General features: G+C 58.8%; 18 protein-coding genes and 1 tRNA gene. 10 read left to right on the top strand and 9 right to left on the bottom strand.

Translation table 11 applies throughout. The features are described from left to right. The first annotated feature begins 90 nt into the window (after positions 1-90). A complete protein-coding gene (locus tag JUI81_RS17325; RefSeq protein ID WP_204124723.1) occupies positions 91-756 on the top strand; it encodes a M24 family metallopeptidase in 666 nt (221 codons plus the stop codon). A 13-nt stretch (positions 757-769) separates the two neighbouring features. Further along, the gene (locus JUI81_RS17320) at positions 770-1,123 is read left to right on the top strand and encodes a gamma-glutamylcyclotransferase family protein (RefSeq protein ID WP_204124722.1); all 354 of its coding nucleotides are present in this window, start codon (positions 770-772) and stop codon (positions 1,121-1,123) included. A gap of 118 nt (positions 1,124-1,241) precedes the next feature. On the opposite strand, the gene JUI81_RS17315 is transcribed toward JUI81_RS17320, so the two are convergent. Continuing rightward, positions 1,242-1,505 (bottom strand): hypothetical protein, encoded by a 264-nt coding sequence (locus JUI81_RS17315; protein ID WP_019581645.1) that lies wholly within the window; start codon positions 1,503-1,505, stop codon positions 1,242-1,244. Beyond that, positions 1,495-2,286 (bottom strand): VacJ family lipoprotein, encoded by a 792-nt coding sequence (locus JUI81_RS17310; protein WP_204124721.1) that lies wholly within the window; start codon positions 2,284-2,286, stop codon positions 1,495-1,497. The genes JUI81_RS17315 and JUI81_RS17310 overlap by 11 nt, the downstream gene beginning before the upstream one ends. Positions 2,287-2,451: 165 nt before the next feature. Here JUI81_RS17310 and JUI81_RS17305 point away from each other — a divergent pair, with 165 nt between their 5' ends. Together JUI81_RS17305 and JUI81_RS17300 are read left to right on the top strand one after the other, a co-directional pair. Next, complete coding sequence (locus JUI81_RS17305; protein WP_019581643.1) at positions 2,452-3,162, top strand: response regulator; 711 nt, start codon at positions 2,452-2,454, stop codon at positions 3,160-3,162. Then, a complete protein-coding gene (locus tag JUI81_RS17300; protein WP_028939510.1) occupies positions 3,159-4,511 on the top strand; it encodes an ATP-binding protein in 1,353 nt (450 codons plus the stop codon). Before JUI81_RS17305 ends, JUI81_RS17300 begins: the two co-directional genes overlap by 4 nt. A 109-nt stretch (positions 4,512-4,620) precedes the next feature. On the opposite strand, the gene JUI81_RS17295 is transcribed toward JUI81_RS17300, so the two are convergent. The 5 genes from JUI81_RS17295 to JUI81_RS17275 form a co-directional block, all read right to left on the bottom strand. Further along, entirely contained in the window at positions 4,621-4,842 is a 222-nt protein-coding gene (locus JUI81_RS17295; protein WP_019581641.1) for a formate dehydrogenase subunit delta, read from the bottom strand. Continuing rightward, positions 4,839-7,727 (bottom strand): formate dehydrogenase subunit alpha, encoded by a 2,889-nt coding sequence (gene fdhF, locus JUI81_RS17290; RefSeq protein WP_019581640.1) that lies wholly within the window; start codon positions 7,725-7,727, stop codon positions 4,839-4,841. Before fdhF ends, JUI81_RS17295 begins: the two co-directional genes overlap by 4 nt. Further along, on the bottom strand, positions 7,724-9,286 hold the full coding sequence (locus tag JUI81_RS17285) for an NADH-quinone oxidoreductase subunit NuoF (protein WP_204124720.1): 1,563 nt from the start codon (positions 9,284-9,286) through the stop codon (positions 7,724-7,726). The genes fdhF and JUI81_RS17285 overlap by 4 nt, the downstream gene beginning before the upstream one ends. Beyond that, a complete protein-coding gene (locus JUI81_RS17280) occupies positions 9,283-9,759 on the bottom strand; it encodes a formate dehydrogenase subunit gamma (protein ID WP_204124719.1) in 477 nt (158 codons plus the stop codon). Before JUI81_RS17280 ends, JUI81_RS17285 begins: the two co-directional genes overlap by 4 nt. A gap of 646 nt (positions 9,760-10,405) precedes the next feature. Further along, positions 10,406-10,717 (bottom strand): DUF3077 domain-containing protein, encoded by a 312-nt coding sequence (locus JUI81_RS17275; protein ID WP_064616229.1) that lies wholly within the window; start codon positions 10,715-10,717, stop codon positions 10,406-10,408. Between the two features lie 736 nt (positions 10,718-11,453). Here JUI81_RS17275 and JUI81_RS17270 point away from each other — a divergent pair. Together JUI81_RS17270 and JUI81_RS17265 are read left to right on the top strand one after the other, a co-directional pair. Next, the gene (locus JUI81_RS17270; RefSeq protein ID WP_064616230.1) at positions 11,454-12,590 is read left to right on the top strand and encodes an XRE family transcriptional regulator; all 1,137 of its coding nucleotides are present in this window, start codon (positions 11,454-11,456) and stop codon (positions 12,588-12,590) included. Then, entirely contained in the window at positions 12,587-13,084 is a 498-nt protein-coding gene (locus tag JUI81_RS17265; RefSeq protein WP_064616231.1) for a DUF4411 family protein, read from the top strand. Before JUI81_RS17270 ends, JUI81_RS17265 begins: the two co-directional genes overlap by 4 nt. Positions 13,085-13,873: 789 nt before the next feature. Here JUI81_RS17265 and JUI81_RS17260 read toward each other — a convergent pair. Beyond that, positions 13,874-14,203, bottom strand: a complete 330-nt coding sequence (locus JUI81_RS17260; RefSeq protein ID WP_204124718.1) for a hypothetical protein — start codon at positions 14,201-14,203, stop codon at positions 13,874-13,876. 163 nt (positions 14,204-14,366) lie between these two features. Then, positions 14,367-14,451, bottom strand: a tRNA-Leu gene (locus tag JUI81_RS17255). A gap of 107 nt (positions 14,452-14,558) precedes the next feature. Between JUI81_RS17255 and queA the strand changes: the two genes are divergently transcribed. The 4 genes from queA to secD all read left to right on the top strand — a co-directional run bounded on the left by queA (position 14,559) and on the right by secD (position 19,049). Then, positions 14,559-15,608, top strand: a complete 1,050-nt coding sequence (gene queA, locus JUI81_RS17250; RefSeq protein ID WP_204124717.1) for a tRNA preQ1(34) S-adenosylmethionine ribosyltransferase-isomerase QueA — start codon at positions 14,559-14,561, stop codon at positions 15,606-15,608. A gap of 14 nt (positions 15,609-15,622) precedes the next feature. Next, positions 15,623-16,738 (top strand): tRNA guanosine(34) transglycosylase Tgt, encoded by a 1,116-nt coding sequence (gene tgt, locus JUI81_RS17245; RefSeq protein ID WP_019651852.1) that lies wholly within the window; start codon positions 15,623-15,625, stop codon positions 16,736-16,738. A gap of 43 nt (positions 16,739-16,781) precedes the next feature. Next, positions 16,782-17,117: a preprotein translocase subunit YajC gene (yajC, locus tag JUI81_RS17240; protein WP_007934009.1), complete on the top strand. Its 336-nt coding sequence runs from the start codon at positions 16,782-16,784 to the stop codon at positions 17,115-17,117. Positions 17,118-17,180: 63 nt separating this feature from the next. After that, positions 17,181-19,049, top strand: coding sequence for a protein translocase subunit SecD (gene secD / locus JUI81_RS17235; protein WP_018926707.1), 1,869 nt, complete (start codon positions 17,181-17,183; stop codon positions 19,047-19,049). The last annotated feature ends 5 nt before the right edge of the window (positions 19,050-19,054 follow it).

Below are 19,054 nucleotides of genomic sequence, written 5' to 3'. Positions count from 1 at the left end.
TCTTTAGCCTGGATCATGGCTATATCTTTTTTATCGAGTATCGCAATATATAAAAATATACAGCGAGAATTCGTACAAAAGGAATGATCGATGACAACGGCTCTGAGCGGTAAAGAAGCAGTAGGCGAGCGTTACACGCTGGAAACGATGCGCCATGCGCAGCAGATGACCTGGAAGGCCATCGAACAGATTGCCCGGGTTGTTTCTCCCGGCATGCGCGAGTCCAAAGCCCAGTCACTGGGTAAACAGGTTCTGTCGGAACTTGGCATGGATCGCATCTGGCACCCGCTGCTGATCCGCTTTGGCGCCAATACGCTCAAGACGTTCAAACAGCGCTCCGATGGCGATCCTGTGCTGGGTGACGAAGATATTTTTTTCGTCGACATGGGCGCGGTCTGGCAAGGGCACGAAGGTGATGCAGGGGCGACTTTCACCACCGGTTCCGACCCGGAAATGATCGCCTGTGCTGCGGCCTCTCGGGAGCTTTTCAATCGGGTCGAAGGCTTTTGGCGTAGCGAGCGGGTTTCCGGCATGGAGCTTTACCGCTATGCGGCTGACCAGGCGCAAGCCATGGGATGGAAGCTCAACCTCGACATCAAAGGCCATAGAGTCAGCGATTTCCCTCATGCGATTCACCGTGGTGGCGACCTCGGGGATTTAGACAAGTGCCCGACAAACGGCCTGTGGATTCTGGAAATCCAGATCGCCCACCCTGAACGCCCTTTCGGAGCGTTCTACGAAGACTTGCTTACCTGATCGAGGAAACCTCATGCCAAACCAAACAGAGCAACCGGTTCTGCTGTTCTCCTATGGCACTTTGCAGGACCGGGCCGTTCAGCTGTCCACCTTCGGGCGCGAGTTGAAAGGGCGCCTGGACAGCCTGCCAGGTTACAAGCAGAACCTGGTCGAGATAACCGATCCGGCGGTGTTGGCGGCGAGTGGGAAAACCCATCATCCGATCGTGCAGGAGAGTGGCGACGTGTCGGACGAGATCGCCGGCACTGTTTTCGAAATCACGGCCCAAGAGCTGGTCGCGGCCGACGAATACGAGGTGGCGGACTACAAACGCATCAGTGTGACCCTCAAGTCCGGCATCAGCGCTTGGGTCTATGTGCGAGCCTGATTGCTGGTAAGGGCGGCAGTAACTATGCGAGGGCAGACAGATTTGTCTCAGTTTCGCTGTAGGCTTCGCAGGGGATGACGACCGGAAGACTACCATCCTCCGTATCATCCCCCTGAAATCAAGACAGTGACTGACTATCAGCTCGCGTGACCTCCACCTCACCATTGGCCACGAGCCAGCGCAACAGTTCGGCTACTGACACCGTATGGCTACGCTCGATCCAACGCACCACCGCCTGGCCGTAGTGTTCGGTGTAGCGACTGAGCACCAGTTGGCGACAGTCCGCTGACAGGCGCAGGGTGATTTCCCGACAATGCAGATTGGCCGGATCTTGCTGGATTACCCGTTTCTGCAGAGTCAGGCTATTGCTTTCAGAACCCATCGGCCGCTGCTCCTGTGCACTGCGGGGTGGTGTGCTCTGGCGAGCCTTGTTTGCCATCGGCTACGTAAGCGGCACGACGCTCGGCAACCACGTTACGCAGAGCGCCGTAGTAGTCCGGCAGTTTTTGCAGGCTGTCGGTCAACGGTAAGGCTTCTGCCCGACCATCGACGATGCCGCCGACAGTGCTGATAGTGGACAGCGTGTCCACGGTATCGCTGTTACTGCCGAACGGATCGACCACAAAGTCGAGCACGCGGCCGGCGGCGTCGCGACTGTTGGAGGTTCCGAGCAATGGCAGCTCGACGATCGGACCGTTGCCGATGCCCCACACGCCGAAGGTCTGGCCGAAGTCCGCATTGTGACGCGGGATACCGGCCATGCCGGAAACGTCGATCAAGCCCACCACCCCGACTGTGGTGTTGAGCACGAAACGCCCCATGGTATTGACCGAGCGCATCGGGTTGCCTTGCAGCAGGTCATTGATAAAGACCTTGGGCTCGCCGAAGTTCGCTACAAAGTTATGCACACCGGTCTGGAAAAAGTCCGGCATGTAACGATAGCCGCGAGCGACCGGCGCCAGAGCGTAGTCATCGAGCACCCGGTTAAACGCGAAGACCCCGCGATTGAGTGGTTCCGCCGGATCGTACACCGAATAGGCGACGTCGGCGCACCTCACGTTGGTGGTAGACAGCGGTTGGCTGCTGCACCCCGTCAACCCTGCGGTCAGCACAGCAATCGAAGTATTACGGGCCAGCCAGGGAGCACACTTGAAAGGCAACATGGATGAGTCTCGGGAGGAATTCGCCGAGATACTGAGCCCCATGCCTTGCGCGAAGATGTCTGGTTTATTGCGGCGATGACGTTTTGTTGCAAGATTGAAATATATGACGCGCTGCCGTGAATGGTTTTAGATGGCGGTTCCATTCGCCCCCTTAAGTGACCTTCGGTGAACAGCCTTTTAATTGTGGACGACGACCTTGAAGTCCTCGATCTACTGAAAAAATTCTTCGTGCAGCACAGCTACAGCGTCGAGGTCGCCACAGACGGTGCGTCGCTGTGGGCGGCCATAGAGCGCCAGGCACCGGACCTGATCATTCTGGACGTGATGTTGCCCGGCGACAGCGGGCTGATCCTGTGTCAGCAACTGCGGATTCGATATGCAATGCCGGTGATCATGCTCACGGCCATGGGCGAGCTCAGTGACCGGGTGGTCGGGCTGGAGCTGGGCGCCGATGATTATCTGACCAAACCCTTTGACGCCCGTGAGTTGCTGGCCAGAGTGCGCGCCGTGCTGCGGCGTGTGGACGAGCGTCGTCCGGTGCCGCAGGACAGGCCACGGCCGCTGATTGATTTCGCTGACTGGCACCTGGACGTCACTCGCCGTGAGTTGCGCTCGCCGGACAACGTGATGATCCCGCTATCGGCCGGTGAGTTTGACTTGCTGCTGGTCTTCGTCGAGCACCCGCAGCGCATTCTCACCCGCGAGCAGTTACTGGACTTGGCGCGCGGGCATTGCCATGAGGCGTTCGATCGCAGCATCGACGTTCAAGTCAGCCGCTTGCGACGCAAACTCGAGTCCGATACCAAGCGCCCGGCAATGATTCGCACCGTCCGCAATGGTGGTTACCTGTTCACGCCCAGCGTGACGCGGCGATGAGCTGGCTGAAGCGGATTCGCGCCCGAGACTGGCCGCAAGATACGGTGGCGCGCTGGATTGCGTTGACGATCATTCTGGCCATGCTCATTTCACTGGCGCTCAACGGGTTGTTTATCCAACTGGCCGGCGTGTGGGCGCGTCCGCCGCTGACCGAAATCGGCCTGCTGGAAAAAGCCGCCGCCATCACCCGCGTCATCGAGGCCGCTCCGGCGCCTCTGCGTCCCTCATTGGCGCAAGCCGCCAACGAGAGTGGCTTCACAATCACTTGGCACCCTGATCGGCACGATCTCAATCTGCCGACAGTGGAAGATCCGAAGTCCGACATCGGTTCGAGCATCCTGCAGCCGATGCTCAGAGCCCCTGACCGGCGCATCGAAGCCTATGAACCGGCCGACTGGAAGGAGCACACGGCGGACGCACATTACGCGCTGCTGATCGAGTTGTCCGACGCATCGTGGCTGATGTTCTCCGCGCCCTCGCGCAGTTGGGGGCTCGACGAAACGCCACGCTACCTGATCGTGATCCTGCTGGTGCTGATCTCCACCGCCCTGGTCGCGCTGATCGCCACCCGACGCCTCGCCACACCTTTGCAGCGCTTTGCCGAAGGCGCCCGCCGCTTCGGCGTGGACTTCCGCGCACCGCCGATCGAACCACTCGGTCCCCACGAAATCCGTCAGGCTATTCTCGCGTTCAATGCCATGCAGGCCCAGTTGCAGCACTTCATTCGCGACCGCACGCAAATGCTTGCCGCCATCTCTCACGACCTGCGCGCCCCTCTGACGCGGATGCGCCTGCGTGGCGAGTTCATCGAAGATACCGAGCAACAGCAGCGGCTGTTTCGTGACGTGGATGAAATGCAGGCGATGATCCACTCGGCGCTGGAGTTCTTCCGCGACGACGCCAGGCTTGAACCGGCCACCCAGTTTGATCTGGCGGAACTGCTGCAAACCCTGCTCGATGATTACCGTGATCAGCGTATCGAGATTGCCTTCAGCGGGCCGCTGCGGCTGGTGTATTTCGGTCGACCGTTGGGGCTCAAACGGGTGATCACTAACTTGCTTGATAACGCCATCAAGTACGGTAGTGAGCCGGAGATTGAACTGATTCCCGGTACTGGAGAGGTGCGGATCAAAATACTGGACCGTGGACCGGGTATTCCAGATGCCTGCCTTGAACAAGTGTTCGCACCGTTCTTTCGCATGGAAGGCTCGCGCAACAAAAGCACCGGGGGTGTTGGTTTGGGGTTATCGGCGGCGCGGGCGATTGTGCTGGAACACGGAGGCGAGCTGACCCTGAGTAATCGGTCGATGGGCGGGTTGGAGGCGTTGGTGGTGTTGCCGGTGCATTAGTCCCGAAAGACTCGCAACACATGCTTACATGTGGCGAGGGAGCAAGCTCCCTCTCCACAGTTTTCAGCCAACAGGCCAAGGGGCAATCTTCCCCAAGGATCGTGTAAACCTAAGCCTCCCAGCCAGCCCCACTAACCGCTGCCTGCGCCAGCGGGTGCAAGTCTGCTCCCTGATGCGCCGTCTGCCAGGCCAGCAACTCCTTGCGCATGCCGGGCGTCCAGTACATCTGCAGATGATTGCGCACGCCGAGCACGGCCTGTTGCTGATCCGGTTCGCTGGCAAAGTATTGGGCGATCTGGTTGACCATCTTGATCAGGTTTTCCGTACTCATCGGCGTACCTCGGCTTTTGTCCCGGCGCTACGTTCATGGCGACGTTCGTTGAGCAGGCGTTGTTGTTCGTCGCTGAATGCCTGATAGCGTTTTTGCCACTCGGAAGGGTGATAGACGCGGCTGACCTCCACGGCGGTGACCTTGTACTCCGGACAGTTGGTAGCCCAGTCGGAGTTGTCGGTGGTGATCACGTTGGCACCCGACTCAGGGAAGTGGAAGGTGGTGTACACCACGCCTGGGGCAACCCGCTCGGTGACTCGTGCCCGCAGTACGGTCTGGCCGGCGCGGCTGCCGATGCCGACCCAATCGCCTTCGTTGATCCCACGGCTCTCGGCGTCGGTCGGGTGGATTTCCAGGCGGTCTTCGTCGTGCCAGGCGACGTTTTCAGTACGCCGGGTCTGGGCGCCGACGTTGTACTGGCTGAGGATGCGCCCGGTGGTCAGTAGCAGCGGATAGCGACTGTTGACCTTCTCCTCGGTCGGCACGTAGCCGGTGAGCATGAAGCGCCCCTTGCCACGCACGAATTCCTCAATGTGCATGGTTGGCGTGCCGTCCGGTGCCGCGGCGTTGCATGGCCATTGCAGACTGCCGTGACTATCCAGTGCGGCGTAGCTGACGTTGGTGAAGGTCGGCGTCAGGCTGGCGATTTCATCCATGATTTCCGATGGATGCTTGTAATTCATCGGATAGCCCAGGGCGTTGGCCAGAGCCACGGTGCCTTCCCAGTCGGCCTTGCCGCCCAGAGGCTCCATGACCTTGCGCACCCGGGAGATGCGCCGCTCGGCGTTGGTGAAAGTGCCGTCTTTTTCCAGGAACGAGGCGCCCGGCAGGAACACATGGGCGAACTTGGCGGTTTCGTTGAGGAAAATGTCCTGCACCACGATGCATTCCATGGCCGACAGCGCCGCGGTGACGTGTTGAGTATTGGGGTCGCTCTGGGCGATGTCCTCGCCCTGGCAGTACAGGCCCTTGAAGCTGCCAGCCAGTGCAGACTCGAACATGTTGGGAATGCGCAGGCCCGGATCAGGTTGCAGGGTGACGTTCCAGGCCTGTTCGAACTGCGTCCGTACCACCTCGTTGGAGACGTGACGGTAACCGGGCAGTTCGTGGGGGAAGGAGCCCATGTCGCAGGAGCCCTGAACGTTGTTCTGCCCACGTAACGGGTTCACGCCCACACCTTCGCGACCGATGTTGCCGGTGGCCATGGCCAGGTTGGCAATGCCCATGACCGCGGTACTGCCCTGGCTGTGCTCGGTGACGCCCAGGCCGTAGTAGATCGCCGCGTTACCGCCGGTGGCATACAAGCGTGCGGCGGCACGGATATCGGCAGGTTCTACGCCGCAGACAGGGCCAAGGGCTTCCGGCGAGTTTTCCGCTCGGCTGACGAACTCTTTCCAGTGGGCGAAATCGTTGCCCTCGCAACGAGCGTCGATAAAGGCCTGGTTGAGCAAGCCTTCGGTGACGATGACGTGGGCCAGGGCGTTGAGCATGGCGACGTTGGTGCCCGGACGCAGGGCCAGGTGCAGTTCGGCGCGGGCATGCACCGTGTCCACCAGATCAATGCGACGTGGGTCGATGACGATCAGTCGCGCGCCTTCACGCAGGCGGCGCTTGAGCTGGGAGGCGAACACCGGGTGAGCGTCGCTGGGGTTGGCACCCATCACCAGGATCACGTCAGCCTGCATCACCGAGTCGAAACTCTGTGTGCCGGCGGACTCGCCCAGGGTTTGTTTCAGGCCATAGCCGGTCGGTGAGTGGCAGACCCGCGCACAGGTGTCGACGTTGTTGTTGCCGAACGCGGCGCGCACCAGTTTTTGCACCAGGTAGGTTTCTTCGTTGGTGCAACGGCTGGAGGTGATGCCACCAATGGAATCGCGGCCGTATTTTTGCTGCAACCGGCGGAATTCGCTGGCAGCGTAAGTCACCGCTTCATCCCAGCTGACTTCCTGCCAAGGGTCGTTAATGGACTTGCGGATCATCGGTTTGGTGATGCGATCCGGGTGGGTCGCGTAGCCCCAGGCAAAGCGCCCCTTGACGCAGGAGTGGCCGTGGTTGGCCTGGCCGTTCTTGTCCGGAACCATGCGCACCAGCTGGTCGCCTTTCATCTCGGCGCGGAACGAACAGCCCACGCCGCAATAGGCGCAGGTGGTGATGACGCTGTGTTCGGGTTGACCCAGTTCGACCACACTTTTTTCCATCAGTGTCGCGGTCGGGCAGGCTTGCACACAGGCGCCGCACGACACGCATTCCGAGTCGAGAAAGTCCTCGCCACCGGCGGCCGCGACCCGGGATTCGAACCCGCGCCCGGTAATGGTCAGGGCAAACGTACCCTGGGTTTCTTCGCAGGCGCGCACGCAGCGGTTGCAGACGATGCACTTGCTCGGGTCGTAGTCGAAGTACGGGTTGGACGTGTCCTTCACGTCGTCCAGATGGTTCTCGCCCTCATAGCCGTAACGCACTTCCCGCAGGCCGACCTGGCCGGCGACGGTTTGCAGCTCGCAGTTGCCGTTGGCCGAGCAGGTCAGGCAATCCAGCGGGTGATCGGAGATGTACAGCTCCATGACGTTGCGGCGCAGGGTCGCGAGCTTCGGCGTCTGGGTGTGCACGGTCATGCCTTCGCTGACCGGCGTGGTGCAAGACGCGGGGTAGCCGCGCATGCCGTCGATTTCCACCAGGCACATCCGGCAGGAGCCAAAGGCTTCCAGGCTGTCGGTGGCACACAGTTTGGGGATGGTGGTGCCCAGCAACGCGGCGGCGCGCATCACCGAGGTGCCTTCGGGCACGCTGATGCTTTGGCCGTCGATGTTCAGGGTGACTTGCACCTGGCTTTCGCGGGCCGGGGTACCCAGATCCATATCGGTTTTCGGGTCGAATACAGTGATCATTGCTCGGCCTCCGAGGCTTGCAGACCGAAGTCGGCGGGGAAGTGCTTGAGGGCGCTGACGACCGGATAAGAGGTCATGCCGCCCAACGCGCACAGCGAACCGTATTGCATTGTGTCGCACAGGTCCTTGAGGATGATTGCCTGTTCATCGCGACCGTTCTGGTCAGGTGCGGCCAGCAGGCGGTCGATCACCTCAACGCCCCGGGTCGAACCGATACGGCATGGGGTGCATTTGCCACAGGATTCCTCGGCGCAGAACTGCATGGCGAAGCGCGCCATGTGGGCCATGTCCAGGCTGTCGTCAGCCACCACCACACCACCGTGACCGAGCATTGCGCCGATGGCGGCGAAGGCTTCGTAATCCAGCGGCGTGTCGAATTGCGACGGCGGCACCCAGGCGCCGAGAGGGCCGCCAACCTGCGCGGCTTTCAGCGGCCGGCCACTGGCGGTACCACCACCGTAATCTTCCACCAATTCGCGCAGGGTCAGGCCAAAGGCCCGTTCCACCAGACCGCCGTGACGAATATTGCCCGCCAACTGGAAGGGCATGGTGCCCAGGGAACGGCCCATGCCGTAATCGCGATAGAACTGCGCGCCCTTGGCCATAATCATTGGCACCGAGGCCAGCGTCAGCACGTTGTGCACCAGGGTCGGCAGGCCGAACAGGCCCTGCAAGGCCGGGATCGGCGGCTTGGCGCGGACGATCCCGCGCTTGCCTTCGAGGGAGTCCAGCAGCGCGGTTTCCTCACCGCAGATGTAAGCGCCGGCACCCACTCGCACTTCCATGTCGAAGGCCAGTCCGCTGCCACCGACATTGGCGCCGAGGTAACCGGCGGCCCGGGCGATGTCCAGCGCCTCGCGCAGGGTGGCCACGGCTTGTGGATATTCCGAACGCACATAGATGTAGCCGTAGCTGGCGCCGACGGTGATGCCAGCAATGGCCATGCCTTCGATCAGCAGGAAGGGATCGCCTTCCATCAGCATACGGTCGGCGAAGGTGCCGGAGTCGCCTTCGTCGGCGTTGCACACAATGTATTTCTGCGCCGCTTGGGTGGCGCGCACCGTGCGCCATTTGATCCCGGCCGGGAAAGCCGCGCCGCCACGGCCACGCAGGCCCGAATCGAATACTGCAGTCGCGGTCTGCTCGCCGCCCAGAGCGATGGCTTGGGTCAAGCCCTCGAAGCCGCCGTGAGCCCGGTAATCCTCCAGGGACAACGGCCGGGTAATGCCGGCGCGGGCGAACAGCAGGCGTTGTTGGGTCTTCAGATAAGACAACTCCTCCACCAGCCCCAAGGCCAGCGGATGAGCGGACGGCTCGCCTTGCAGCGCATCGAGCACGGACGGCACATCGGCAGCGGTCAGCGGGCCGAAGCCGATACGACCTTGCGGGCTGTCCATTTCCAGCAGCGGTTCCAGCCAGTACAGGCCGCGCGAGCTGGTGCGTTGCAAGTCCAACGACAGACCGCGCTCCCGGGCCTGAGTGGTCAGGGCCACGGCCACCTCATCGGCGCCTACGGCACGGGCAAGAGAATCACAGGGCAGATAAAGCGTCGGCATCATGCGTCCTCCTGGCAAGCGTTGAGCAGGGCATCCAGGCGTTCGGCAGTGAGCCGCGCATGCACCTGACCATCCAGCTCCAGGGCAGGCGAGCAGGCACAGGCGCCGAGGCAATACACCGGGCGCAGACTGATGTTGCCGTCGGCACTGCTGCCGTGGTCGTCCAGTTGCAGGCGGTCGCGCAATTGCGCCGCGAGCTGCTCGGCGCCGCGACTCTGGCAGGACTCGGCCCGGCACAGACGCAGAATATGCCGAGCCGGAGGCGCGGTGCGGAAGTCATGGTAGAAACTGATCACCCCGCGAACCTCGGCCTGACTCAGGTTGAGGGCGTGGGCAATCTCGGGAATGGCGGCATCGGGGATATAACCGATGCCCTCCTGAATTTCATGAAGGATCGGCAACAATGCGCCGGGCAAACCCTTGTGGCGTTCCAGCAGGCTGTTGACCATAGGCAGGTGCAACATCTCATCAGGCATACAGCATTCCTCACGGTCACGGACAAACCAGATGGTTGTCGGTCGTCCGAAAGTGTCGGCTGCGGCGTTCACACCACGTCACGGTATCGTGGCATTTTCAGGCCGTTGGCCAGGGCACCCTGAGTGGGCATCTTGTTGTGCCCGGCGCGGTCTTTGCCGCACCTCTTCAGGCATATCACGCAGCTTGCCACGCCGCCTTTGAATCATCCGCACCAAAGCGACGTGTTCGGTTCTGCCTACGACTATCCATTAAGTCTAGATGAGCGGGGCGTGGGGCGTTCGCTCACTGACCTAATGCCCTGAGGGCCTGTCGATGCCTGATATATATCAAGCATCACAGGTAAGAAACAGCATCAGATCCGTGGGCAATTCCAGGGAGCAGATCCGTCGATTTATTGCGCTGTAAACCGAAAACCCCACAAACATCCACTCTGAGCCAAATGATAAAAAGCCCCGAAAAATGTCGAGGCTAATCCCAAATGCCAGTCAGCCCACACAACCCCCTGTGGGAGCGGGCTTGCTCGCGAAAGGGCCAGATCATCCAACATCAATGCCGATGCCCAACCACCCTCCCAAGCAGCTCACCCCCGCAGGCGTCATGCCAATCACCGAATGGCATCAAAGCCATCCCGCTATTCTCCAGCCGCTACCCTTCAGACGTCGCCGCCGCCCGCTCAGGTGCCGGCGCAGAATCTCGATCCCGCGCAAGCACCTTCACCGCATCATCAACCACCGCCTTACTCATCGCCGTCAAATAATGCGCGGCCCAGGCATGGCGGTCGGTATCTCTGGCGTAGGCAGCATCTTCGGTCAGCTTCTTGGCGAGGAACAGAAAATCAGAAGCCATCGATAACGCATCGCCGAGCGGGACGCCGTGAGTGACGTGGAAGAGTGGTTGATCGGAGCAGTAGATGGCGGGGGTTAAGCCGATGGTTTTGAGGTCTGATTGATCGGTCATTTGCCACCTCCGATGATGGAGAGGCGGTGGGAGAGGGTGGATGGTGGGGCGTTATGCGATTGGGAATCGCGTTGAGGTAATAGCCAAATTTTGTACGGATCCATACTGCGCATTGCAAAGCTCCTTAATTTGAAGAGCTGCCACAATTCGTTACCAAGCGAATGGGTGGCAGCTGTGCGCAGGTTGGTAAACCGGGAAATCAAGGAAACCGGCACGCCCGAAGACGTCCCACGCACAGCCGCCATAACGCAGATCGCAGGCGAAAAAAAAGCGCCTGCGGACGCATGGCACTGTTGCGCAGTGATTTACCTCGGGTTACCAAGCCCGGTCGCTGAATTTGCAGCGACGGTGGGAGGGTATCGTGCAGACCCTTTTCCTGCAACCTTCGAGAGCGCTGGGTGATTATATGATCAGTCACAGAGGATATTCGGGTGATGAAGAAGGGGCGGAGGAATGGAGAAAGGTGTGCTGCGTCATGAAACACATTGAAACAGGGTAATGCCATCTGTCTGCGGGTTACATATTTGCGCTTCGGGTCATTCCGGATTTACCTCATAATCGCGCGCTTCTACCGTCGGTAGCTCTGCTTCTCTACTAATCTGTAGTCGCTACCACCAGACCTTTAATAGCCAAGGAGAAAGGCAATGCCAGATAACTGGAACCAGCGTCAGTCGGATGCATCTGTTAAAGATGCTCTCGAACGTTTACTGGCCCCATCTGATTTGCCTGCGACCCTATGAGCCAAGCTGCCTTCGTCAATCCAAGCCTGCTCACATGGTCTCGTGAGCGCGCAGGTCTCTCCACTGAGCAGGTTGCTAAAAAGCTGCCAGTGAAACCTGATCGAGTAGAGGAATGGGAGGCTGGCGAGACCAAACCTACATTCCTTCAGGCTCAAAAGTGGGCGAATGTCGCTCACATCCCGTTTGGTTTCCTGTTTCTTCAGCAGCCGCCCGTCGAACAATTGCCTTTGCCTGATCTGCGGACCGTCGGTGGGATTGCACCTCAACGTCCCAGTCTGGAACTGTTGGACACCGTGAGGGATGCCATACGTAAGCAGGATTGGTATCTGGAGTATCTGCAACACCAGGAGCATCAGCCGCTGGCTTTTGTAGCTCGCTTCAATAGCCGATCTCAAGTCAGAGAGGTGGTGGACGATATCCGCCGAATCCTTGGCGTGAATCCTGACATTGCTCGATTGGATTACGAAAAATACAGCCGTGCCTTGATCGATGCCGCAGAAATGGCTGGAGTTTTGGTTATGCGCAGTGGCATTGCGCTAGGGAATACTCATCGCAAACTTGAAGTGAGCGAGTTTCGGGGGTTTGCCATCAGTAATGCCTACGCCCCCGTTGTATTCATCAACAGTTCCGATGCCCCCACCGCCAGGCTGTTCACATTACTTCACGAGCTGGCCCATATATGGATTGGTAGCAGTGGAGTGTCTGACGGAAACACTGCAAATGGTCGAGACGAGGAGCGTTTCTGCAATGCAGTGGCAGGTGAATTTCTGGCTCCTGAAGCCCAATTCCGTGCCATGTGGAACGCAGATGTTAACTGGGAAGACAATTTAGCTCTGCTGGCCACTCGGTTTCACATCAGTAAATTAGCTGTCGGTCGCCGCGCACTGGATCTTGGTTATATAAGCCAAGCACTTTATAGCGCTTACTATCGAATGATCCTCAAGGCTTTCCAGGATGAAAAAGGTGGAGCGGGTGACTATTACCGTAACGCCACCGCGAAAAACAGCCCTCGCCTAAGCAAGGCAGTGCTGACTGAAGCAATGAGTGGCCGGATGCTGCTACGCGAGGCGGGAAGTTTGCTCGGCGTGCAACCTGCTAAATTAAGGACTCTAGCCAACAAGATTACGGAATGAATCATTTACTTGACGCTAACACACTGATCGAAGCCAAGAACCGTTACTACGGGATGGCTATCTGTCCTGGCTTCTGGCAATGGTTACTGCTAAAAAATAAAGCATTGGCTTTAGCCAGTATTGGACCTGTAATGGATGAGCTAACAAAAGGGCATGACGACCTGGCGGGTTGGGCGAAGGACAATTCTGATTTCTTTCACTCCACCACCGATAAGGATACGCAACTGGCATTCGCGCAGGTTGCGGGGCTTGTGGCTGGTCAAGCGCCTAAGATGAAAATAGGCGCAATGGAAGAGTTTTTAGCGGGGGCTGACCCATGGTTAATTGCGAAAGCGTTGACTACAGGGGCTACAGTCGTTACTCATGAAGTGCTGAATCTCGACGCAAAACGGAAATTTATTATTCCTAATATTTGCCAGGAGCTTGATGTTCCTTATTTGAATACGTTTGAGTTGTTGCATAGGCTTGAAGCGAGGTTTGTGTTGCCTGCTTAATTTATTCAAAAGTTGGTGGTTTTTACGCAGAGTGCTCTGCCGCGCTTTTCGCTTGTTTTTCACAGAATGCTTTTCAAATACAGCTGCTCAATCGTCTGCGTCGCTCCGAAATCAGCCGCCAATCTCCAGTAGCTCCCGTAAGCGTTTATCGATCAGACCTTCCCAGTTTGCAATTGCTCGCGTCGTTGGTCGATCCCGCTATCATGCAGGGCGTAGATCACGAATGTAGATAACGCTATGCCAAGATTGTCATTCGCCGTCAGGGTTTTGTTCGCATGCTGCCTTTTCATTGCAACCGCTAATCACATCCGTGCAGACGTTTCGCATGGATTGCTCTGGGACTACGGATACGGGCCTGACGCTTACTTGGGTAGCCGTATTTTCTGGGGAGCGCTTACGTTTTTTGATCCGCTTGCATCACTGTTACTTTTCATCAAACCAAGAGCCGGAATCGTGCTCACGGTAGCGATTATTTTGGTCGACGTAACCCATAACACTTTTTACGTCGCATTGAAGCAACAGTGGCTGGAGCCGTTCTACCTGTCCCAGGTAGCTTTCCTTATCGTAGTATCCCTACTCTCACCCATCGCTTGGAATGGCCCGATTCGGGACGTAGCGCTCACCAATCCAGTCCGACTGTGATTCGCTCCATTTATGAGGTGGAAGCTCTTCGATCTCAATCGCCCGCTGCCCATTTTTCGCTGCGCAGTGAACCTGCGAAGAGCCAGTTCTTGCGACCTGGCCCACGGTCCGGTTATCGGGCGTTCCAGCTTTTTAGGCCGCCCGCCTTTATTGAATGTCTTTTAAATAATCCTTGAGCGCGATGAGCGGACCATCAAGCTGCCCCATCGTCTGAATACCGGCAAATTCACCCGCCAACCTCTGCAACTCCCGCCCCAACGGCTTATCCACGCCGCCGATAGCTTCCAACGCCAACCCCACACACTCATCCACCTTCACCTGAATCGCCTCAACATCCCCCCGCCGCACCAGCAACTCAAACACATCCCGCTGGTAATCACCCATGACCAGATCGTCACGCAAAATCGGACTTGAATCATCCGTCTCGTAAGCCAGTTTCAGGGAGAAGAGGGCGACGCTTTCCAGCTGCAATTCCATGGGGGGAATCCTTGTGAAATGTTCCACCGGTGCGGGACGTGCGTGAGAAGAAGCAAGATCAAAAGATCGCAACCCTCGGCAGACCCCACACGACAGCGGTGCGGGCAATGGCTTTTCTACAGGCGAAAAAAAAGGCCTTGCTAAGCAAGACCTTTCTTAATTTTGGTGCCCCGAGGGAGACTCGAACTCCCACTCCTTTCGAAAACGGATTTTGAATCCGCCGCGTCTACCAATTCCGCCATCAGGGCTCAATGGCGGCGAAGTATAGAGAGGTGAATACCGCTGGTCAATCAGGTACATGGAGAATTTTTGATATTTCCGCTAGACTTCCCGGCCCTGCTAGACGAACCCCATCATGCGCGTTGCTGACTTTACCTTCGAGCTCCCTGATTCGCTGATTGCTCGCCATCCTTTGGCCGAGCGTCGCGGTAGTCGCCTGTTGACCCTGGATGGGGTCAGCGGCGCCCTGGCACACCGTCAATTCACTGATTTGCTTGAGCATTTGCGCCCAGGCGATTTGATGGTGTTCAACAATACCCGGGTGATTCCGGCGCGGCTGTTTGGCCAGAAAGCTTCCGGCGGCAAGCTGGAAATTCTGGTGGAGCGGGTGCTCGACAGTCATCGCGTGCTGGCCCATGTGCGTTCCAGCAAGTCGCCCAAGCCCGGCTCGAAGATTTTGATCGACGGCGGTGGCGAGGCCGAGATGTTGGCGCGTCACGATGCGTTGTTCGAGCTGGGGTTTGCCGAAGAGGTGTTGCCGCTGCTCGACCGTGTCGGGCACATGCCGTTGCCTCCTTATATAGACCGCCCGGATGAAGGCTCGGACCGCGAGCGTTATCAGACGGTGTACGCCCAGCGCCTGGGCGCGGTGGCGGCGCCGACGGCGGGGCTGCATTTCGATCAGCTGCTGATGGAGGCGATTGCCGCCAAGGGCATCGAGACCGCATTCGTGACCTTGCACGTCGGCGCGGGCACGTTCCAGCCGGTGCGCGTGGAGAAGATCGAAGATCACTACATGCACAGCGAATGGCTGGAAGTCGGCCAGGACGTGGTCGATGCCGTTGCGGCCTGCCGCGCTCGCGGCGGTCGTGTGGTGGCCGTGGGGACCACCAGCGTGCGTTCCCTGGAAAGCGCCGCGCGCGATGGCGTGCTCAAGCAGTTCAGTGGCGACACCGATATCTTTATCTACCCGGGCCGGCCATTTCATGTGGTCGATGCTCTGGTCACCAACTTCCATTTGCCCGAATCCACACTGTTGATGCTGGTTTCGGCGTTCGCCGGTTATCCCGAGACCATGGCCGCCTATAAAGCCGCCGTCGACAACGAATACCGCTTTTTCAGCTACGGTGATGCGATGTTTATCACCCGTAATCCCGCACCACGTGGCCCTGAGGACAAAGAATGAGTCGCCAAAGTCGTATGTCGTTTGAGTTGCTTGCTACTGACGGCAAGGCGCGTCGCGGTCGTTTGACCTTCCCGCGCGGTACCGTCGAGACCCCGGCGTTCATGCCGGTGGGCACGTACGGTACGGTCAAGGGCATGCTGCCGCGGGATATCGTCGCCACCGGCGCGGAAATCATTCTGGGCAACACTTTCCACTTGTGGCTGCGTCCTGGCACCGAAGTGATCAAGAAGCACGGCGACCTGCACGATTTCATGCAGTGGAAAGGCCCGATTCTGACCGACTCCGGCGGTTTCCAGGTGTTCAGCCTGGGCGCCATGCGCAAGATCAAGGAGGAGGGCGTGACCTTCGCCTCTCCGGTCGACGGCGCCAAAGTGTTCATGGGGCCGGAAGAGTCGATGCAGGTCCAGCGTGATCTTGGCTCGGACATCGTGATGATCTTCGACGAATGCACCCCGTACCCGGCCGACGAAGACGTCGCTCGCGTATCGATGGAGCTGTCATTGCGCTGGGCTCAGCGTTCGAAAAACGCCCATGGCGACAACACGGCGGCGTTGTTCGGCATCGTCCAGGGCGGCATGCACCAGGATTTGCGCATGCGTTCGCTGGAAGGCCTCGACAAGATCGGCTTCGACGGCCTGGCTATCGGTGGTCTGTCGGTGGGCGAGCCCAAGCACGAGATGATCAAGGTGCTCGATTACCTGCCGGGCCAGATGCCGGCTGACAAACCTCGTTACCTTATGGGCGTTGGCAAACCGGAAGATCTGGTTGAGGGTGTGCGCCGCGGTGTGGACATGTTCGATTGCGTGATGCCAACCCGTAATGCCCGCAACGGGCATCTGTTCATTGATACAGGCGTGCTGAAGATCCGTAACGCGTTCCATCGCCATGATGATTCGCCGCTGGATCCGACCTGCGATTGCTATACCTGCCAGAACTTCTCCCGCGCTTATCTGCATCACCTGGACAAGTGCGGCGAAATGCTGGGAAGCATGCTCAATACCATCCATAACTTGCGCCATTATCAAGTGCTTATGGCTGGTTTGCGCGAGGCTATTCAACAGGGTACATTGGCCGCCTTTGTCGATGCCTTCTACGCCAAACGCGGGTTGCCTGTTCCGCCTTTGGACTGAGTTTTCTGACCCCAAGATTCAACATTTGCAACTGGAGTGCTAAATGAGCTTTTTTATCTCTAATGCCATGGCTGACGCTGCTGCACCTGCGGCAGGCCCGATGGGCGGCGGCTTTGAGTGGATTTTCCTGGTCGGTTTCCTGGTCATCTTCTACCTGATGATCTGGCGTCCACAGGCCAAGCGCGCCAAAGAGCAGAAGAACCTGCTGAGCAGCCTGCAAAAAGGTGACGAAGTTGTGACCACCGGTGGTATCGCCGGCAAAATCACCAAAGTGTCCGACGACTTCGTGGTTCTGGAAGTGTCCGACACTGTTGAAATGAAGTTCCAGAAAGGCGCCATCGCCGCCACGCTGCCAAAAGGCACGCTCAAAGCGATCTAAGTTACAACTTCTACTCAATCGACGGGGCGCGCAAGGCGCCCCGCGTCATAAGCGGGCGGCGTGATGCTGAACAAATACCCTCTGTGGAAATACATTCTGATCCTGGCGGTGCTGGCGGTCGGTCTGATTTATTCCGCTCCCAATCTATATCCTGATGACCCGGCCATTCAGGTCAGCGGTGCAAGCACTGCGCTGCAAGTCAATCAGGCTGATCTGGACCGTGTGAGCACCGCGCTCAAGGAATCCGGGATCAACGTCAAGGCGGCCACGCTGGCGGCAAACGGCAAGGGCGGTCTGATTCGCCTGGTCAAGGCTGAAGACCAGTTGCCAGCCAAAGACGTTGTGCGCAAGGCATTGGGCGATGACTACGTCGTTGCACTGAACCTGGCGCAAACCACCCCGCAATGGCTGCGCAGCCTGGGCGCGCACCCGATGAAGCTGGGTCTGGATTTGTCCGGTGGTGTGCACTTCCTGCTGGAAGTGGACATGGACAAAGCCCTCGACGCACGCCTGAAAGTCTACGAAGGCGACGTCAAGAGCCTGTTGCGCAAAGAGAAACTGCGCTATCGCAGCCTGCCGCAACTGGGCGGTGCCATTCAGCTGGGCTTCACTGATGAAGACTCCCGCGAACAGGCCCGTGCGCTGATCCGCAAGAACTTCAACGATTTCGACATTGTTCCGGCCGACCTCAATGGCCAACCGGTACTGCGTCTGGCGATGACCCCGGCCAAGCTGGCGGAAATCCGCGAATACTCCATCAAGCAGAACTTGACCACGGTACGTAACCGCGTCAACGAGCTGGGTGTTGCCGAACCTATCGTTCAGCGCCAGGGCGCCAACCGCATCGTGGTTGAGCTGCCGGGCGTGCAAGACACCGCAGAAGCCAAGCGTATCCTCGGCAAGACGGCCAACCTGGAGTTCCGTCTGGCGGCTGAGCCTGGCGCTTCGAAAGCCACTTCCGAGGAATTCGAGTTCCGTGAAGGCAAGCGTCCTCCGGCGCTTATCGAGCGTGGCCTGATCATCACCGGTGACCAGGTGACTGACGCCAAGGCGGGCTTCGGCGAGCACGGTACGCCAGAAGTGAACATCCGTCTGGATGGCCACGGTGGCGAGCTGATGAGTCGTGCGACTCGCAGCAACGTCGGCCGCAGCATGGCGGTAATCTTCATCGAACAGCGTCCGGTCACCACTTACGTCAAGCAAGTGGTCAACGGCGTCGAGAAAGACGTGCCGGTCCAGACGTTCAAGGAAGAGAAGAAGATCATCAGCCTGGCGACCATCCAGTCGCCGCTGGGTGCCCAGTTCCGCATCACTGGCCTGAACGGCCAGGGCGAATCGTCCGAGCTGGCGCTGCTGCTGCGTGCCGGTGGTCTGGCGGCTCCGATGTACTTCGCTGAAGAGCGCACCATTGGTCCAAGCCTGGGTGCCGACAACATCACCAAAGGTATCGATGCATCGTTGTGGGGCATGCTGTTTGTCTCGCTGTTCATCATGGCTATCTACCGCTTCTTCGGCCTCATCGCCACCGTTGCGCTGGCGGTGAACATGGTGATGCTGCTGGCCTTGATGTCGCTGCTGGGTGCAACGCTGACCCTGCCGGGTATCGCCGGTATCGTATTGACCATGGGTATGGCGGTCGACGCCAACGTCCTGATCTTCTCGCGGATACGTGAAGAGATCGCGGCGGGCATGACCGTACAACGGGCAATCAACGAAGGCTTCGGCCGGGCATTCACCGCGATTCTCGACGCCAACCTGACAACCTTGTTGGTGGGCGGGATTCTCTTTGCCATGGGCACCGGCCCAGTCAAAGGGTTCGCCGTGACCATGTCCCTCGGGATCTTTACCTCGATGTTCACGGCCATCATGGTGACCCGCGCGATGGTCAACCTGATCTTCGGCGGTCGTGACTTCAAGAAGTTGTGGATTTAAGGGGC

It is taken from the genome of Pseudomonas sp. 008 (assembly GCF_016861935.1).
In the GTDB taxonomy this organism is placed as follows: domain Bacteria; phylum Pseudomonadota; class Gammaproteobacteria; order Pseudomonadales; family Pseudomonadaceae; genus Aquipseudomonas.
Note: the sequence above shows the minus strand (reverse complement) of the source record. Positions and strands in the feature narration are given on the sequence as shown.

Coding starts and splice junctions, on each gene's coding strand:
- secD (WP_018926707.1), top strand. CDS start 17,181: ATGCTGAACAAATACCCTCTGTGGAAATACATTCTGATCCTGGCGGTG.
- JUI81_RS17315 (WP_019581645.1), bottom strand. CDS start 1,505: ATGGGTTCTGAAAGCAATAGCCTGACTCTGCAGAAACGGGTAATCCAG.
- fdhF (WP_019581640.1), bottom strand. CDS start 7,727: ATGATCACTGTATTCGACCCGAAAACCGATATGGATCTGGGTACCCCG.
- JUI81_RS17320 (WP_204124722.1), top strand. CDS start 770: ATGCCAAACCAAACAGAGCAACCGGTTCTGCTGTTCTCCTATGGCACT.
- JUI81_RS17300 (WP_028939510.1), top strand. CDS start 3,159: ATGAGCTGGCTGAAGCGGATTCGCGCCCGAGACTGGCCGCAAGATACG.
- JUI81_RS17310 (WP_204124721.1), bottom strand. CDS start 2,286: ATGTTGCCTTTCAAGTGTGCTCCCTGGCTGGCCCGTAATACTTCGATT.
- JUI81_RS17325 (WP_204124723.1), top strand. CDS start 91: ATGACAACGGCTCTGAGCGGTAAAGAAGCAGTAGGCGAGCGTTACACG.
- JUI81_RS17270 (WP_064616230.1), top strand. CDS start 11,454: ATGAGCCAAGCTGCCTTCGTCAATCCAAGCCTGCTCACATGGTCTCGT.
- JUI81_RS17280 (WP_204124719.1), bottom strand. CDS start 9,759: ATGCCTGATGAGATGTTGCACCTGCCTATGGTCAACAGCCTGCTGGAA.
- JUI81_RS17285 (WP_204124720.1), bottom strand. CDS start 9,286: ATGATGCCGACGCTTTATCTGCCCTGTGATTCTCTTGCCCGTGCCGTA.
- JUI81_RS17265 (WP_064616231.1), top strand. CDS start 12,587: ATGAATCATTTACTTGACGCTAACACACTGATCGAAGCCAAGAACCGT.
- JUI81_RS17295 (WP_019581641.1), bottom strand. CDS start 4,842: ATGAGTACGGAAAACCTGATCAAGATGGTCAACCAGATCGCCCAATAC.
- tgt (WP_019651852.1), top strand. CDS start 15,623: ATGTCGTTTGAGTTGCTTGCTACTGACGGCAAGGCGCGTCGCGGTCGT.
- JUI81_RS17275 (WP_064616229.1), bottom strand. CDS start 10,717: ATGACCGATCAATCAGACCTCAAAACCATCGGCTTAACCCCCGCCATC.
- JUI81_RS17260 (WP_204124718.1), bottom strand. CDS start 14,203: ATGGAATTGCAGCTGGAAAGCGTCGCCCTCTTCTCCCTGAAACTGGCT.
- yajC (WP_007934009.1), top strand. CDS start 16,782: ATGAGCTTTTTTATCTCTAATGCCATGGCTGACGCTGCTGCACCTGCG.
- queA (WP_204124717.1), top strand. CDS start 14,559: ATGCGCGTTGCTGACTTTACCTTCGAGCTCCCTGATTCGCTGATTGCT.